13 protein-coding genes and 1 tRNA gene (1 of these 14 cut by a window edge) are annotated in these 17500 nt (G+C 43.5%); 8 read left to right on the top strand and 6 right to left on the bottom strand.

Features of this window, described 5'->3' with window-relative positions:
• Positions 1 to 159: the end of an AAA-like domain-containing protein gene (locus tag F6K52_RS02360; protein ID WP_293073503.1), read on the top strand. The gene continues 1044 nt to the left of window position 1, outside the view; the window shows 159 of its 1203 coding nt (coding positions 1045–1203); its start codon lies beyond the left edge, outside the window; it ends in the stop codon at positions 157 to 159.
• A 3-nt stretch (positions 160 to 162) separates the two neighbouring features.
• Here F6K52_RS02360 and F6K52_RS02355 read toward each other — a convergent pair whose 3' ends face one another.
• Both F6K52_RS02355 and F6K52_RS02350 read right to left on the bottom strand, forming a co-directional pair.
• On the bottom strand, positions 163 to 294 hold the full coding sequence (locus F6K52_RS02355; protein ID WP_293073500.1) for a hypothetical protein: 132 nt from the start codon (positions 292 to 294) through the stop codon (positions 163 to 165).
• Between the two features lie 292 nt (positions 295 to 586).
• Positions 587 to 659 (bottom strand) — tRNA-Ala (locus F6K52_RS02350).
• A gap of 239 nt (positions 660 to 898) precedes the next feature.
• Between F6K52_RS02350 and F6K52_RS02345 the strand changes: the two genes are divergently transcribed.
• A complete protein-coding gene (locus F6K52_RS02345) occupies positions 899 to 1732 on the top strand; it encodes a rhodanese-related sulfurtransferase (protein WP_293073497.1) in 834 nt (277 codons plus the stop codon).
• A 265-nt stretch (positions 1733 to 1997) separates the two neighbouring features.
• Here F6K52_RS02345 and F6K52_RS02340 read toward each other — a convergent pair whose 3' ends face one another.
• Positions 1998 to 2660, bottom strand: a complete 663-nt coding sequence (locus F6K52_RS02340; RefSeq protein WP_293073494.1) for a class I SAM-dependent methyltransferase — start codon at positions 2658 to 2660, stop codon at positions 1998 to 2000.
• 242 nt (positions 2661 to 2902) lie between these two features.
• Between F6K52_RS02340 and F6K52_RS02335 the strand changes: the two genes are divergently transcribed.
• On the top strand, positions 2903 to 4258 hold the full coding sequence (locus F6K52_RS02335) for an N-acetylmuramoyl-L-alanine amidase (RefSeq protein ID WP_293073491.1): 1356 nt from the start codon (positions 2903 to 2905) through the stop codon (positions 4256 to 4258).
• 161 nt (positions 4259 to 4419) lie between these two features.
• Here the strand turns inward: F6K52_RS02335 and F6K52_RS02330 are convergent, their stop codons facing one another.
• A complete protein-coding gene (locus F6K52_RS02330; RefSeq protein ID WP_293073487.1) occupies positions 4420 to 5190 on the bottom strand; it encodes a hypothetical protein in 771 nt (256 codons plus the stop codon).
• Positions 5191 to 5464: 274 nt separating this feature from the next.
• Here F6K52_RS02330 and F6K52_RS02325 point away from each other — a divergent pair, with 274 nt between their 5' ends.
• Positions 5465 to 6703 carry a DUF3747 domain-containing protein gene (locus F6K52_RS02325; protein WP_293073485.1) on the top strand — a complete coding sequence of 413 codons (1239 nt, stop codon included), beginning with the start codon at positions 5465 to 5467 and terminating at the stop codon, positions 6701 to 6703.
• Positions 6704 to 7649: 946 nt separating this feature from the next.
• Entirely contained in the window at positions 7650 to 9260 is a 1611-nt protein-coding gene (locus F6K52_RS02320) for an FG-GAP-like repeat-containing protein (RefSeq protein ID WP_293073482.1), read from the top strand.
• Here the strand turns inward: F6K52_RS02320 and F6K52_RS02315 are convergent.
• Positions 9228 to 9359 (bottom strand): hypothetical protein, encoded by a 132-nt coding sequence (locus F6K52_RS02315; protein ID WP_293073479.1) that lies wholly within the window; start codon positions 9357 to 9359, stop codon positions 9228 to 9230. The two genes, F6K52_RS02320 and F6K52_RS02315, sit on opposite strands and share 33 nt — an antisense overlap.
• A 9-nt stretch (positions 9360 to 9368) precedes the next feature.
• Here F6K52_RS02315 and F6K52_RS02310 point away from each other — a divergent pair, with 9 nt between their 5' ends.
• The 3 genes from F6K52_RS02310 to F6K52_RS02300 all read left to right on the top strand — a co-directional run bounded on the left by F6K52_RS02310 (position 9369) and on the right by F6K52_RS02300 (position 15900).
• On the top strand, positions 9369 to 9638 hold the full coding sequence (locus F6K52_RS02310; protein WP_293073476.1) for a hypothetical protein: 270 nt from the start codon (positions 9369 to 9371) through the stop codon (positions 9636 to 9638).
• 1034 nt (positions 9639 to 10672) lie between these two features.
• The gene (locus F6K52_RS02305; protein ID WP_293073473.1) at positions 10673 to 15715 is read left to right on the top strand and encodes an Ig-like domain-containing protein; all 5043 of its coding nucleotides are present in this window, start codon (positions 10673 to 10675) and stop codon (positions 15713 to 15715) included.
• A gap of 56 nt (positions 15716 to 15771) precedes the next feature.
• The gene (locus F6K52_RS02300; protein ID WP_293073470.1) at positions 15772 to 15900 is read left to right on the top strand and encodes a hypothetical protein; all 129 of its coding nucleotides are present in this window, start codon (positions 15772 to 15774) and stop codon (positions 15898 to 15900) included.
• Here F6K52_RS02300 and F6K52_RS02295 read toward each other — a convergent pair.
• The coding region (locus tag F6K52_RS02295; protein ID WP_364415678.1) for a hypothetical protein at positions 15852 to 17500 on the bottom strand (1649 nt) is incomplete at its 5' end. The genes F6K52_RS02300 and F6K52_RS02295 overlap by 49 nt on opposite strands.

Raw genomic sequence — 17500 nt, 5'->3', positions numbered from 1 at the left:
GCCAAAGAAAGTGTAGAATTAGAAGCGCTCACTGCCTATAAATTGGAAAGCTTGGGTTTGATCAAAATTCGCGGTAATCGAGCCACAGCTAGTTGCGAACTATATCGTCTATTTTTTAGAAATCATTTTATCAATGGCATAAGAGTTAGTAGTCATTAGTTATTATAGCAATTCTAGGACTTGTGAGGTACAAATTTCTGGTTTAAAGGGAGCAGGGAGCAGGGAGCAGGGAGCAGGGAGCAGGGAAGATTGAAAAGAGAAGAGGGAAGAGGGCAAAAATAATGTGTACCTCATGATTCCTACAAACGCTATAGTCATTTAAACTAGACACAAAAAAGCGTTCGCGAAGCCTGACGGGTCGCACCTGTGGAATAGGCATCTTGCCTGTTCGGGGATTTTTTGGAGCGGGTGGGATTTTTTGGAGCGGGCAGGATTTTTTGGAGCGGGCAGGATTTTTTGGAGCGGGCAGGATTTTTTGGAGCGGGCAGGATTTTTTGGAGCGGGCAGGATGCCCACTCTACTGCGATCTATTCGTTTGATTCAGTGACCACACCCTAGTCACCGATTTACGATTACATCTAACTAGTGGAGGTAAGCGGACTCGAACCGCTGACATCCTGCTTGCAAAGCAGGCGCTCTACCAACTGAGCTATACCCCCAGGCAGTGACTACTTAAGCTAAATTAAGCTTAGTTCATCAACCGCACTTTTATCATTATACAACATCCAACTGGAAAGTCAACCAAGATAGCCAAAAAATTTTCCCATAGACATCGCAACAGTAATCTGACCATAGCAGGTTAGTGCGGGGTGTTACCATACGTCAGAATAGTAAATAGTGAGGCACTTTCCGACTCAGGACTCAAAACTCAGCACTCTTTTCACCCCTTAACCGGATCATGACCCAGGTAGTTGCAACATTTTACAAATTTGTCAGATTGCCAGACTTTGCCGATAAACGGCCTTCCTTGCTAGCCCATTGTCAAGCTCAAGGCATTACAGGAACCATTCTCCTCGCAGCAGAAGGTATTAACAGTACCATCGCAGGCTCCCGTCAAGCCATTGATTCAGTCCTAGCCTTTCTCCGTTCCGATCCCCGTCTGGCCGACTTACAGCATAAAGAATCCTACACCGACTCTCCTCCATTCAACCGCCTGAAAGTCCGGTTAAAGAAAGAAATTGTTACCATCGGTTTGCCAGAGGTTGACCCCAATCAGCAGGTAGGTACCTATGTTAACCCTCAGGACTGGAATGCTCTAATTTCAGATCCAGACGTAGTACTGATTGATACTCGCAATACCTATGAAGTAAATATCGGAAGCTTCAAAGGTGCCCAAAATCCCCATACTGACTCATTCCGACAATTCCCTGATTATGTTCGCCACCACCTCGATTCCACCAAAGACAAAAAAGTAGCCCTGTTTTGTACAGGAGGTATTCGCTGTGAAAAAGCCTCATCCTTTATGTTGAGTCAGGGTTTTAAAGACGTCTATCATCTCAAAGGTGGCATTCTCAAGTATTTAGAACAAGTCCCAGAAGACGAAAGTTTATGGCAGGGGGAGTGCTTTGTTTTCGATCAACGGATTGCTCTCAAGCACAAGTTGGAACCTGGAACCCACCATATGTGCTACGGTTGTGGAAATCCAATTTCCCAAGCTGATCTCAATTCCCCTAAATATATCAAAGGTATTTGTTGCCCTTACTGTTTTGATGATTTTAGCAAGGAAGCATAGACGTCAGTGGTCAGTGGTCAGCGGTCAGCAGTCAGTGGTCAGCGGTCAGCGGTCAGTGGTCAGCTGAAGTAACATAGATTAAACCAATGTTTACCTGTTTGATTCAAAAGCACCATCTGTAGCACCATCTGTAGCGCATTAGCACCTCAAGTAGCGTGGGCGTAGCGCTAATCGCTGATAGCTGATAGCTGATAGCTGATACCTGATAGCTGATAGCTGATAGCTGTTCGCGTAGCGTGGCCAAAGGCCTTTAGCTGATAGCTTCTTACTTTTTTAGCGCTAGGGTCAATCCATCAGCAATAGGTACCAAACTAAGGTTGACCCGTTGGTCTTCATAGAGCTTTTGATTAAATGCTCGAATTGCCTCAGTTCTATTATCGACTACCTCAGGATCTCCTACTCGCCCCGACCAGAGGACATTATCCACAGCAATTAGTCCACCATTACGTACCAGTTTCAGTACCTGCTCGTAGTAGTTTTCGTAGTTCCGTTTATCTGCATCAATAAAGGCAAAATCAAACGTACCTGCCTGTCCTTCTTCCACCAACTGCTCCAGAGTGTCCAGTGCTGGGGCAATTTGCAGGTCAATTTTGTCAGCTACTCCAGCTTGTTGCCAATAGCGACGTGCGATCGCAGTATACTCCTCACTGATATCACAGGCAACCACCTTGCCCTCTGGTGGCAAAGCTAAGGCTACAGCTAAAGCGCTATAGCCTGTAAATACCCCCACCTCTAGAGTTTTCTTGGCTCCCATCAACTGCACTAGTAAGGCCATAAACTGCCCCTGTTCAGGAGCTATTTGCATCCTAGCCATGGAATGCTGTGCTGTTTCGAGCCTCAGCTGGGTCAAAACTTCTGGCTCTCTTACAGAAACAGATTTTAAGTAGTCGTTAAGCTGCTTGTCTAGTCCAAAGGTTTGATTAGCCATTAATAGTTAGCCATTGATAGTTAGTTTCCTCAAAGCTATTATTTCCCAGGTATTGCTCAATCTAAGCAATGATATTATGCATTGTTCATTATTTATTACTCCATTCTGCTGTGGTTATTGCTTGGTCTTGCTTTTGGGTCGGATGAATGGTCTAGTCCAACTTCCCCTAGCCATAGGGAAAGTAAATCCTTATCCTGGAAACAGCAAGTGCTCAATTAAGGGCTGAGGGCAAAAAGCAAGACATGGGACGTATATTTATTTCAGCAGGTCACGGTGGCATAGAAAGCGGTGGTCGTGACCCAGGGGCGATTGCCGGTGGGACAACAGAAGCCGAAGAAATGATTCGGCTGCGAGATATAGTGGTGCCAGAATTGCGATCGCGTGGGTATGAAGTATTATCTGTTCCTGATGAATTAAGTTTAAGGCAGACAATTCAATGGATTAATGACCGTGCTCGTTTTGGTGATGTAGCGATAGAAATTCATGCTGATGCCTTTTCCAATCCTAACATCCGAGGTGCCTCTGCTTTTTACATTTTCAATAACACTGAGCGCAAGAAGCATGCTGAACTCATGCTGCGCTCTTTGATCACACGCCTTCCTGAACTGCCCAATAGAGGAGCAAAACCCGATACGGAATCAGGTGTTGGGCGTCTTGCCTTTTGCCGTGATGTTATCCTGCCCTCCCTACTGCTGGAAGTTGGCTTTCTGACTAATCCCCAAGACCGTGCTCTGCTCCAGAATCGACGTCGTGACATGGCCATAGGCATAGCTGATGGACTCGCCCAATGGAGTAGTTTGATTTCTGGTGAACAGCCACCCGATCAATTAAATCCCGTTTATCCGATCATTGATATTAAAATCAATAATCAGACTTACGATGATCGAGGTGTTCTAATCAATAGCAATTCTTACATTCCCATTGACCTAGCCGATCGCCTAGGAGTGGATTTGACCACCGCTGACAATGTCCGTCGTGTGCAATATCGGGGAGTCGTTTATGTTAAGGCCATTGAACTAAGAGACTATAACATCTTTGTCGGTTGGGATGCTCCTACCCGCACTGTGATTTTGCGCTCAATTTCCCAGAAAGTCTGTCCAGGTCTGATTGACCGGATCATGGGTCATGGTAGCACCTCCGAAGTCCAGTTACAGATATTTCTTAAAAACAATAATCAGAACGCCCTGACTGAGTTTCCTGACCTAGCGAGGCTCTATCGAGAAGAAGCCTCAGTAGAGGGAGTTAACTATGACATTGCCTTTGCCCAAGCTTGTATAGAAACTAACTTCCTACGCTTTAGCGATCGCCTTAGACCTGAGCAAAATAATTTTGGTGGTTTGGGAGCAGTGACTAGTGAGGAAGAAGCTACTTTTTCTAGCGCTAGAATTGGAGTCCGTGCTCATATCCAACACTTGAAAGCCTACGCCAGTCAGGAACCCCTAGTCCAACCCTTGGTTGATCCCCGGTTTCGCTTCGTTACCCGAGGGATTGCTCCGTTAGTTGAACAGCTCAGTGGGCGCTGGTCAGCTGACTTAGATTACGGCAAGCGAATTATCGCCGTTGTCAGGCGTTTATATGAATCATCTAACTTGCTTTGATCCCAATTCCCGATTTAACCTCAAGCAGCGCTATAACTCAGCGCTGCAAGGGCACTACGCATTTAGATGTTTGACATTCCTACCTAAACTCCGAAACGTGAGCCTAGTTTACTTCTGACTTCTGACTTCTGACTTCTGACTTGCACGCAGCGCTCTAACTGCTAAGCTGTCTTGAAAAACCGGATAATTTCTCGGACATGATCCAAGAATTCACTATCTGTAGTTAATTGTGCGATCGCATTTTCAGAATCCCGAGCTAAACGCTGGTGTTCCGCATTGTTATTAGCTTCCAGTTGTGCCATGGATGCTTCAAGTTGGGCTAAGCCTTTGCGAGTCTCTTCCCAGTAACGCTGATGGGTTGCCACCCAAGAGTAAGGTTCTTGTGGGTCTAGTTGCTCTTGTAGACCTTTGACACTTCTTTCGAGAGCTTCAAAACGATTCCGTAGTTCCATTACATCTCGGCGAGGATAGGTAAACTCTTGCCGGATCATCCTTAACCGAGCTGCTAAATACTGGTAAAAACGTACCGCTGGACGCAAAGCAGTTAAAAGCAAAGCTGCTCCCGAACTGACGTAGCCTACAGCACTAATCCCAGTAGCAGCAAGGATATACAAACCCACAGCAGATAACAGGTGAAGGGCGATTGCTACAGTTAGCGATCGCTTAGCTATCATTTCCACATAGTCTAATTGCTTCGGGTCAACCGCAATCTCATTTGCCCTAGAAACCGACCCCTCTGCTAAAACTTCCCTAGCTTCCAAGTGGACATTCCACGGAACTGTCACAATCACCAACAGCCACCAAAAGCTAGCCACACCAATTATCCAATCTAGGAAATGACCAGTACTAATGTGCAACCATTGCAACAGCCCAAACACCAATAGGGTTATAATTCCTAACCCAGTCCCTACACCAGCAATATTAAAAAACATCCTAGCGACCTCCGACGGATTTTCAGCCTTTATCCCATCATGCTTAGAGATAACCCTCAGGCTCGAAAACCTTGTGATAGTTTCGCCAGCTTCACACTGATATTAGTGTCCTTAGCTACTTTTGATCAAATTTTATTAATCAAAGATAAAACTTAAACCATTAGAACCAGAAACATTTAATCTAAAAGTTAATCATTATAGCTTGAAGCGGTTGTCTTAAAATTGACAAATCTTAAAAGCTCAGTACAGATGCTGAAACACACAGGTAAGTAGTATGAAAAATTCTTTAGGACAAAAATTACCACAAAAACTAGCCACCTTCGCCACCGTTGCCCTAGCCACTGCCTTCTCAGCAATCAGTCTTGGCAACCAAACCTCCGCTGCTACCTTTGAGCAAAAACAAGTTGAACAAGGCAAGTTTATTGCTGTCGCTCAACCCTTTGGCGCAAATTCCCATCAACTGCTGATCATAGAGCAAAAATCCAACAAGCGAGCCTGTTGGAGCGAGAGTGGTACTAACCCAGTGATCGTAGACCCACTGCTGTTGAACTTTGACTTTACTGGCATTTGCGGACGCAGTACTGATAGCAATGGCTATTCCATGCGCATGGCGGGTGAAGACTTAGGACTCGATTACATCCTCAGCATTGTTGAGCGTAATGGTGAACTGTTGCTAGTGGGTAAGCACCGCCTTGATCGTAAAGCTCCTGAAGTAATCATCGGCAGAACTGGTGGTATTAGCCAGGGCTTTATGAAAATTTTTCTGCAGCCCGATTGGGAATTTGCCAAGAGAATGTTCAATAACAAAGAGCTAGGTCACGTCTACCTTGCTACTAATACACCCTTAGGTAACACAGGAAGTAGTGATCCATCTGACCTTCCCCCACTTCCGCCACGGCAAGCCTCTAAATTTCGGGATATTGGTAATGATGTCTATGCCTCAGAAATTGAAAAAGCCGTAGCAATGGGATTTATTGCTGGATTTCAAGACAATACTTTCAGACCCCAAGGGTTTCTTACCAGAGAACAACTCGTTTCTATGGTCATTGAAGGCTTAGGTAAACTGCCAGGTGCTAATATTACTGTCCCCACTCAAGCATCAGGACGACCCTATCAGGATGTTGAGGCTGGGCGCTGGAGTGCTGCCAAAATTCAATGGGCAAGGGACAACAACATTGTTAGTGGCTATCCTGATGGCACCTTTCGACCAAATAAGTCCGTAACTCGTGCCGAATTGATGGCAGTACAAAAAAAAGCTGCTGAATTTGCCAAAAGCCTCCAAGGGCAGCCAGGGGTACTCGTTTCTAATGGGTCAGTCACACAATTTTCCGACACCGAAGGTCACTGGGCTATTGCTTTAATTTCTGAAATGTCTGGCTACTGCCAAGTGGCATCTCCCCTCAACGAAAGAGGTAACGCTTTCTTCCCCAATTCTGAAGCACGCCGGAACTATGCCGCTGCTGCTACTCTGCGCATGCTCAACTGTGTCCAGCAGCCCATTACTCAGAACTAGCACATTATCGTTTAAGAAGGCCACAAGAAACGTCTGTTGATCAGACCTAAACTAAACAACGTAAGCTATCAGCTGATAGCACCTCAAATAGCGTGTGCCTAGCACATTAGCTGATAGCTTACATCACCTGATTCTATCAATTCCCGTAGCCTGGGATTGATCACAAACGTGATTTAATACTGCCGCAAAGTCTCTATTTTATTCCTACCTTACTGAAGTCTGCCCCTTAGCCGTTTTCCTTCTATTCTATCCAATATCTAGAAATGTAAACGAGATATATAAACGTGAAGACTATAATAAATCTAGAAAAAAAAACTGTAAAGATTTCATGAAGTAAGGAATTCTATAGTGACATCCAATAATAATTATGTCATCTATAGTAATGGTAATTTTATTTGATCAATAACAATTCATGAAAATACTATGAAACTTTAGTTTTAGCTATTGACAAATAAGAAGCAATTTAATTTATTTAAGTAAACCTGAACAATATTTCGATAAAAAAAAGTTCCATTTCCAATCTAGCAATCGGTATTTAGCAATCCCTGTAGGAATTGTGAGAATTTTTTTTTACAGATCTGCTGTTATCGCACTACCCATTCAAATTAGGACATTGTCAGCCATGCAAAGCGCGAGTGGGAGAAACCCCCGCAGGTCGGTAATGGTGCGTTTTCCGCATTAAGAATTAAATTCGCCACGGGTCGCACCTCTGCATCGCTCCTTAACTCCGAAACTTAAGTAATCGCTGACTTCTGACTTCTGACTTCTAACTTCTAACTTCTGACTTCTAACTTCTGACTTCTAACTTCTGACTTCTGACTTCTGATTTTCCATAAACCAAAAACTACTCTGATCTCTTTCCTACTGTTCCCGATTCCCGATTCTCGATTCTCGATTCCCGATTCCCGATTCCCGATTCCCTAAAAAGGAGAGGATAATAGTAATTATGCCAACATTTGAGGCAGAAGACACAACTAGGCTGAGTTTAGAGAATTACATAGTTTTTGATAGTGACATTGCTTCCGGTGGCCAAGCTATCGAAATTTCCACGAACAATACTAATGAACCAGCATTCCTTCGTTTAACCTGGACAGAAGCTGACGGTCCTGGTGGTAACTATAATTTTAATATTGCCCATTTTGATGAAGCAGATGGCCGATCTACCCTGACACTTCGTGTCAACGATATCCCAATTAGTAGATATATTTTCAATAAAAACCCAGGAGAACAGGGCAATCCACCTATAGACATACCCAACTCTAGTAATTATATCGGGTTGAGTGGTTCTATATTTGATGGTTTATCCAATCCTAATCCCGTCTTTGAAAACGTAAAACTAGCTCCAGGGGATGAGATTGAAATCTCTGCTGTGGCGGATAGTTTGGGGAATCAAACCGATGAACTAGCGCGGATCGACGTTATTGAAATAACACCAGCACCGTTAGCTGACCAACTTATTAATTTGCCTGAACTTAGCATTATTCCTACTGATGGCACATTAGCCGAAACTGTGCCAAAAAGTGGTGGTATTACCATCACCCGCACCGGAAACATTAGTGAAAGCCTAGAGGTAACTTACACGGTCAGTGGCACCGCTAGCTCCTCAGATTACAAGCCCATCCTAACTGGTACCGTTACTATTCCAGAAGGTCAGCAGTCAGTAGATCTCAAGCTTACCCCAATCGCCGATGGTATAGCAGAAGGGGAAGAAACTGTCATTATTACCCTTGAGAATAGTCCCAACTATCAATTAAGTCAGACTGCCAGTGCCACTTTCACCATTACCGACAATGACCAATCCACGATCACCGAGAGTGTGACTATTTTCTGGCGTAATCAGGAGACCGGAGTTAATGGTGCTTGGTTGATGGATGGTCTCGACTTAGCTCAAGCCGTGACAATTCCTTCACCAACAGAAGCAGCCGACAGTCCCTGGCAGATGCAGGGTGCAGGGGATTTTAACAGTGATCAACAACAGGATATTATCTGGCGTAATACCTCTACTGGGGAAACTGGCATCTGGTTGATGGCAGGATCGGTGTTTCAGAATGCAGTGTCCATCACCCCAACTCCAGACCTGGACTGGGAAATTCGTGGCACTGAAGATTTTAACAGTGATCAACAAGACGATATTCTCTGGCGCAATACCTCCACTGGGGAAAATAAAGTCTGGCTAATGAATGGCACCACTGTGGCTCAGGAAGTGTTCATTCAATCGGAACCAGTCACTAGTATTTGGGAAATGAGGGCAGCAGGAGACTTGGATGGAGATGGTGATGGGGATATTATCTGGCGCAATACTCAAGAGCAAACTATTTACTATTGGAGGATGGAAGGGACTCAGTACATTGAATCAGTGTTAATCGAGTCACCAATCAGTAGTGGTCAGCAGGTAATCCATGGCACCCTTGACATCGATGATAATGGTTTCGATGATATCTTATGGCGCAATCTCGATGATGGACAAAATAGTGTCTGGCTGATGAATGCCAATGGCTTCGATCGCCTGGAAAGGCTTGAGCCACTAACTGATACTAGTTGGCAAAGTTATGTTTAAAATAGCAAAGGGAACAGGGAGTAGGGAGTAGGGAGTAGGGAGTAGGGTGTGGGGTGTGGGAAGTAGGGAGTAGGGAGTAGGGTGTGGGGTGTCGGGCATAAGAAAGCGATGCAGAGGTGCTCCCTGCTCCCTAAAAACCCAGAACGAAAGTACCTAACAGCAATTGCAAACCGCTGTATATGTAGAGATACAGGGTTTTTCATAACTATTAGCTACACAGAATTTTTACCTATTCCCTATTCCCTGTTCCCTGTTCCCTGTTCCCTATTCCCTATTCCCTATTCCCTGTTCCCTTTGCTATATATAGCCATCAATTTTAAAGATTTAGGAAAGTTAAAAATTTATAAATTAATTTTTATTTGTTCAGGGCTTATCTAAAACTGGACTCAAAACGTGATAAATGTGAGCGCTATCAATCCAAATCACGTAGTATAAGGGGTTATTAAAGAATCATTAAAGTAGATTTATTGCCTAAGTAATGTTTATAATAAAACCTAGTGTTATTACTTAATGGATTAGTTTTCAATGAAAGATAAACTCAATATTTTCATATTAGTTGTTTTCTGGATAGCTATATGTATTTTGTGAACCAAAATTGAATCCTTGTATAAAGTATATATCAAGTAGATTTTGGGGATTGTTTATACCCATATAATTCTAGGAATGGGTGTAATAGTGTTTACAAGTTCAACGGACAAAAGAATGCAGTGCCGTTTTGGGCAGCCAGTCGCTGATCTCAATCCCCATCTCCCCATCTCCTCATCTCCTCATCTCCTCATCTCCCCATCTCCCCATACTTCCCACTATTTCCCTATTCCCTACCCCCAGCACCAGTCAAGCTTGGCCTTTGGCCACAAAGCTTCCGGGCTTTTGCGATTGACCGTAGGTCACGCTACGCGACCGCATTAATAATTTTCTAATCAGAGAAAATATTGAGCAATTATAATATCCGTAACAATAGCATAAAGATTTGATAAAATTACCAAATTTTATGGTGACATATTATCCAGTTCATGTCATCAATGAATAAAGGAATTGTTTGGCAGCAAAAACTAAAGCTCCTGGTGAAAGACTATAGTATAGTGCTCAGACTATCTCAACAAAATAATGTTGGTGGAGCATCTACGTCATTGAGATAGGTTTTGAAACAGGGAAACTCAAAACCCTCTAACTAATACAGCCGCAAATTTCTGAGATTTTTCATTAGCTGTAATAATCGGTGTTTTTGTAAACGTTTAGCATAGTATTCTACTCTTGCCCATGGATCCGGAAAGGGTATCGGGATCATGGGGATTGAGTGGATATCGACTTGCTAGCGTATTACTCGCTGCCCAAATAAAATTCCCAAATAAAATTTCAAAATAAAATTCCCATAGCTTTAGACACAGATAAAGGTTGGAGACTACAATACTATGACGAGAATTGAAGCAGAAAATTTTTCTGTTATAACTAATTTTGTAACTACTAGTAATCCTGATGCCTCTGGGGGCGCAGTAATCACTCTATTTGATGCGGTTAATAATACTGCTTTCCCCCCTGGTACTGCTAGCACAAGCTTTAATCAACCCACTGGTACCTATGAAGTAATCATTGGCACCTTTGACGAAATAGATGGAGAAGGCACAATCGATGTCACCATTGGCAGTACCGTTTTTCCTACCATCACTCTTAATAATCCTGCCCCTACTGCTAGTGGTATCCCGGAAACCTCCAGTTTCGTCGCTTTGCAAATTAGCCCTAGCACCTTTATCCGCAATGGGGACTTGATTGAAGTTAACGGTACCGCTAATGGTGAAGAATTCATCAGATTTGATTATATTGACTTTAACCTGACCAACGAATTCCCGGTAGCTGTAGATGATACCGCTACTACCACTGAAGATACAACAGTTAACATTAACGTATTAGATAATGACACCGATACTGAGGGAGACAGCACTCTAACCGTTATTAGTGATCCCAGTAATGGCAGTGCTGTAGTAGATGACAATGATACTCCTGATGATCGAACCGATGACGTTATTACTTACACTCCCAATCCCAACTACAATGGAGCAGACAGTTTTACTTATCAGTTAAACGATGGGGTTAATCCTCCTGACACCGCTACGGTTAACGTTACCGTTACTTCTGCTAATGATGCACCACAAGCTCAAGATGATACAGCTATAAGTAATGAAGATACAGCAGTTAATATTAATGTTTTAGATAATGACATTGATAGTGACGGAGATTCCCTGACTCTAACAATTGTTGGTAATCCTAATAATGGTAATGCCGTAGTTAATGACAATGGCACGCCTAGCGATCGCACTGATGACTTTATTACTTATACTCCCAATCCGAATACTAACGGTAATGACAGTTTCACCTATCAAGTGGATGATGGGAATGGTGGTATTGACACAGCTACGGTTAATCTCACTATTACTCCAGTAAATGATCCACCAGAAGCCGGAGATGATAGTGCCATAAGTAATGAAGATACAGCAGTTAATATTAATGTACTAAACAATGACTCGGATATCGAAGGAGATAGTAGTCTAACTGTTGTTAGTAATCCCAGTAATGGCAGTGCTGTAGTTAATAATAATAACACTCCTGGTGATCTGACTGATGATTTTATTACCTACAGTCCTGATAATAATTACAATGGAAGCGATAGTTTTACCTATCAATTAAATGATGGAGTTAACCCTCCTGATACTGCAACGGTTAACCTAACCATTAATCCAGTTAATGATGCACCGGAAGCCGGAGATGATACGGCTACCACTGATGAAGATATCCCAGTTAGTATTAATGTTTTAGGTAATGACATTGATATTGACGGAGATTCCCTATCTTTGGCGATTGTCAGTAATGCTAGTAATGGTAATGCTGTAGTTAATGATAATGGCACGCCTAGCGATCGCACTGATGACTTTATTAGGTATACTCCCAATCCCAATACTAACGGTAATGACAGTTTCACCTATCAAGTGAATGATGGGAATGGTGGTATTGACACAGCTACGGTTAATCTCACTATTAATCCAGTTAATGATGCACCGGAAGCTGGAGATGATACCGCTACGACTGATGAAGATACAACAGTTAATATTAATGTTTTAGATAATGACTCGGATATTGAGGGAGATTCCCTGACTCTCGCGATTGTCAGTAATCCCAGTAATGGTAGTATAGTAGTTAATAATAATGGCACTCCCAGCAATCCGAGTGATGACTTTATTAGCTATACTCCCAATCCTAACACTAATGGTAATGACAGTTTCACTTATCAAGTAAATGATGGGAATGGTGGTATTGACACAGCTACGGTTAATCTCACTATTAATCCAGTTAATGATGCACCGGAAGCTGGAGATGATACGGCTACGACTGATGAAGATACAGCAGTTAATATTAATGTTTTAGGTAATGACATTGATATTGACGGAGATTCCCTGACTCTAACAATTGTCGGTAATTCCAGTAATGGTAATGCTGTAGTTAATAACAATGGCACTCCAGGTAATCCCAGTGATGACTTTATCACGTATACTCCTAATGCCAACACTAACGGTAATGATAGTTTAATCTATCAAGTAAATGATGGGAATGGTGGTATTGACACAGCTACAGTTAATCTCACCATTAATCCTGTTAATGATCCACCGGAAGTCCAAAATGATAGTGCTATCACTAATGAAGATACAGCAGTTAACATTAATGTACTAAACAATGACTCGGATATTGAAGGAGATAGTAGTCTGAGTGTTGTTAATAATCCCAGTAATGGTAGTGCTGTAGTTAATGATAATAACACTCCTGGTGATCTGACTGATGATTTTATTACCTACAGTCCAAATCTCAACTACAATGGAACAGATAGTTTTACTTATCAATTAAATGATGGGGTTAACCCTCCTGCTACTGCAACGGTTAATCTCACCATTAATCCAATCAATGATGCACCGGAAGCTGTAGATGATAGCGTCATCACTAACGAAGATACACCAGTTACCTTTAATGTACTGGCAAATGATTCTGATGCTGAAGGAGATCTCCTGACTCTAAGCATTGTTAGTGAGCCAAGCAATGGGATTGCAGTAGTTAATGACAATGGCACTCGCTTTAATCCGACCGATGATTTTATTACTTACACTCCCAATCTCAATGCTAATGGATCTGATAGCTTAACCTATCAGGTCGATGATGGGAATGGTGGTATTAGCACTGCAACGGTTAACCTGACGATTAATCCAGTCAATGATCCACCGATAGCTTTAGACAATACGGTCACTACGGATGAAGACATACCAGTTAATATCGATGTAATTAATAACGACACTGACCCCGATGGCGATAGCATACTAACCGTTGTTAAGCCTCCCAACCATGGCACTGCTGTGGTGAATGACAATGGTACTCCTGATAATCTCAGCGATGACTTTATTACTTACATCTCCGATCCTGACTACAATGGACCGGATAGTTTTGCCTATCGATTAGATGATGGTGTCAACCGTCCTAGCACAGGAATTGTTAACGTAACGGTTAGTGCAGTGAATGATTCACCATTTGCTGTAGATGATACAGTGACTACCACTGAAGATACCGCAGTTAACATTAATGTACTAGAAAATGATTCCGATCCTGAGCAAGACAGTAGTTTGACTATTGTCAGCGAGCCCAGAGATGGCACAGCAGTGGTGAATGATAATGGGACTCCTGATGATGTAAGCGATGACTTTATTACTTACACTCCTAATCCTGGCTACAATGGCTCGGATAGTTTTGCTTATCGGTTAAATGATGGTGTCACGTTTCCTGGCACAGCTGTAGTTAACCTTGAGGTTACTTCTGTCAATGAAATACCAGAAGCAATAGACGACACGGCTACTACTACTGAAGATACCACAGTCACCATTGATGTACTAGATAACGATTCTGATCGGGATGGGGATCCGCTGACTCTCGCAATTATCAGTAATCCTAGCCACGGCACAGCATTTGTGATTGATAACGATACGCCCAGTGATCCAACAGATGATGTGATCACTTACACGCCGAATCTCAATTACAACGGATCCGACCAGTTTACTTATCTAATTAGCGATCGCAACGGTGGTACCGATACAGCAACCCTTACCCTGAATGTCACTCCTGTAAATGATCCACCAGAAGCCGTAGACGATACTGTGATAACGGATGAAGAGGTACCGGTCACTATTGATGTATTAGAAAATGATACTGATCCTGAAGGGGATTTGCTAAGTCTAGTGGTGGTTAGTGCTCCCTCTAATGGTACTGCTGTGGTTAACAATAACGGTACCTTGGATAATATCAATGATGACCTTATTACGTATACTCCTAATCCAGGTTTCAGTGGGAATGATAGCTTTATCTATCAGGTATATGATGGCACAGATGGCCTTGATACAGCGACTGTTGATATTACTGTCAACTCCATCCCTACCTTTGTGCCTTCCACTCTGATTCAGAATTCCAACTATACCTTTACTATCGGCGGTGACAGCACTGGTAACGCTCAACTCCTATTCACCTTTATTAGTGGAAACGCTACTAATGTCAATGAAATTGGGGTGTTTGTCACGGATGATGACCAAGGTACAGTGAATGGTATTGGTCCTGGTCAAGAAGGCTATGTGGAAGCTGCTCTATCTAATGCTCAGACTATTTTCTCTGTACTGTTGAATCCTGAAGATAGTGGTCAAACTACTCGCCTGATTAATAATTTTGATGTAGGGGATCAATTAGGATTTTACCTAGTACAAAATAGCACCAGAGAGGCAGTGCTAGCAGGAGACAATGCTTCTGTATTCTTCGGTGATGCTGCTTTCAATAGTGATGGTTTAGACCATATCCAAACTGAGACTAATAGTGACGGTCTCTTGACATTAAACTTTGAAGATGCTGATGACCAAGACTTTGATGATTTAGTGGTAACGGTTCAAGACGCTTCGGCTTTGACTCCTACTGTAGGGATAGGGAGTCCCCAGATTCAAGGGCAAGTGGAGCTACTGGATTTAACCGATGTGACGGGAACAGTAATACCTGAATTTGTGGTTAGTAGTCAAGCAGTGTTTGAGAATAGCTTTGGCTTTTATCAGGTTGATGATGCCAGTGGTAAAATTGGCAATCTCAACCCCGGTGATGCCGGTTATGCAGAGCTTGCAGTGTCCAACCAGGTCGATTTAGCCAGTGGGCTATCCGGTGGGGTATTGTTAGCTCCGTTCCTAATTGCTAATGGCACTGTTGAAGAGTTCTTGACTCAGAATCCAACCAATCAGCAGGGTTCCGGTCTCAATGCTTACTTTAGTTTCTTGAGCGCTAACCCTGATCAATTTGATCACGTCCGCCTACTAGGGGACAATCGGTTTAGCTTCGAGGATACCTTTGGTGGTGGTGACTTAGACTATGACGACTTGGTAGTAGAGGTTATGTTCTGAGTTTAATCGGGATTGGGGAATCGGGAATCGGGAATCGGGAATCGGGAGTCGGGAGTGTGGAAGATGGGGACTCTTGCCTCTTGCCTCTTGCCTCTTGCCTCTTGCCTACTCCCTACTCCCTACTCCCTACTCCCTACTACGGATTCTGCCATCCTTCCACAATTGCCATGCCCACATTCACATAGGGATTATCTAATAATTCTCTAAGGGCTTCTTTTCCACCACTTTCTAAGGCACTAAGCAACCGTTGTTTAGTACTTGCTGGAATCGCGATATTCACAAACGCTGTCTTTTCTAAATCAGTGGAGTTGGGATTACTTTGCTCTAACTGTTTTAATAATTGTTGAATTTCAGCAGCGGCTTCACTTAGGGTTTGGTTTTTCTCGGGGGCAAAATTGTGTTGAGTTTGAGTACCAATTTCTTGATTAAACTCACTTTTAGCCCTATCGAAAGCGTTACTAAAGCTATTTTGAGACTGACGTTGATCGTATTGAAACTGATGTTTGGAGTGATTGGAGTCTGAGGTTGATTCACTCATGGCGTTGTTTTCAACATTGATAGGTCGGCTTGCTACTAGTTTAATAATTTTGATCAGCTCTTGGTTATGCTTCTGGGAAAGGGCAAGCACGCCATAGTTGTTGGTGGTTTGGGTTAGCTCTTGACGAGAATTAAACCGCTGGATGAACTGGTCACTGACGGCATGGTCTTTGGTTTCGGCAGCAGATTGAATCAGGGTTTCTCGTAAGACCAGAGCTTGGTTAACCTCCAACAGGGTGGCCAGCAGCAGGTACACACCGCGAAATCGGGGGTCAGTCAAATGCTCGTGCTGACGTTCTCGATTCTCGGTTTTCAGGAAGGTCTGGACGATAAAGTATTCCTGGATTTTATCGTGCCGAAACTTCCATTCTCGATAGGTACGACCAAACCCATGCTTCTGCTGACGAGTCAATACCATTTTATAGCGTTCCATGCAGTGCAACTCATCCAAGCAGCCCTCTTCTGGGATGGTAATTTGATCATGGAGGCGCATTTGGTAAACCGTTTCAGCAAATTTAGCCAGGGGAAAGGCACAAAGGTGAATCTGTTGATAGTCCTCTGCCATGATCTCATACTGCTGCTGTTGCAAGTTCAGCAAATCCGGGTCTTTGCCCTGGGCCAACAGTTGCGCCACCAAGGTCAAATCCATGGGATTGGACAGAAACCGACGTACTGCCGCTAACTCCTGTTTCGATTGGGTTTGGTGGAGTTGGCTGGCCAGATAGTCGTCACAGGCTTGCTCGTAGGCCACACCGGATACCGGGGCATCGTCCGGCAAAATCCCTTGGCGAGAGGTGAGGAACTCGGCAATTTGCTGGCGCTTCAGGGGTTGCAGCACGTAGGTTTTGGCCGTAGCTGGGGGTGTCCATTCCAAGGGTTGGGTGGTCAGGATAATATGCCCCTGGACGTGATGCTCCACAAAGGTATTAATAGTAGCCCTGGTGTCTGGGCTGACTTCATTGAGTCCGTCAATGCAGATATCTAGGGTATTGTAGTTAATCAGGCTTTGTAGGAACCTAGGGTCCTCAGCAGCGATGGGCAATTTAGCTTGAATCGCTTCCACCACACCACCGGCACATTGGCTGGCTGGCAAGTACACCGCCAGCCGCCCCGAGGTTTTGACTAAATTCCGCAGAAACATGGATTTGCCCAGCCCCGATTCCCCTACCAGAACCACCGGAGACTGGAGTTCGCCAATGGCAGTTTGAATCGGTTGGGTATGGGTGGCTTGTCTAATCTTAACGTGAA

This window comes from Moorena sp. SIO3H5 (assembly GCF_010692395.1).
Taxonomy (GTDB): Bacteria; Cyanobacteriota; Cyanobacteriia; order Cyanobacteriales; family Coleofasciculaceae; genus Moorena.
Note: the sequence above shows the minus strand (reverse complement) of the source record. Positions and strands in the feature narration are given on the sequence as shown.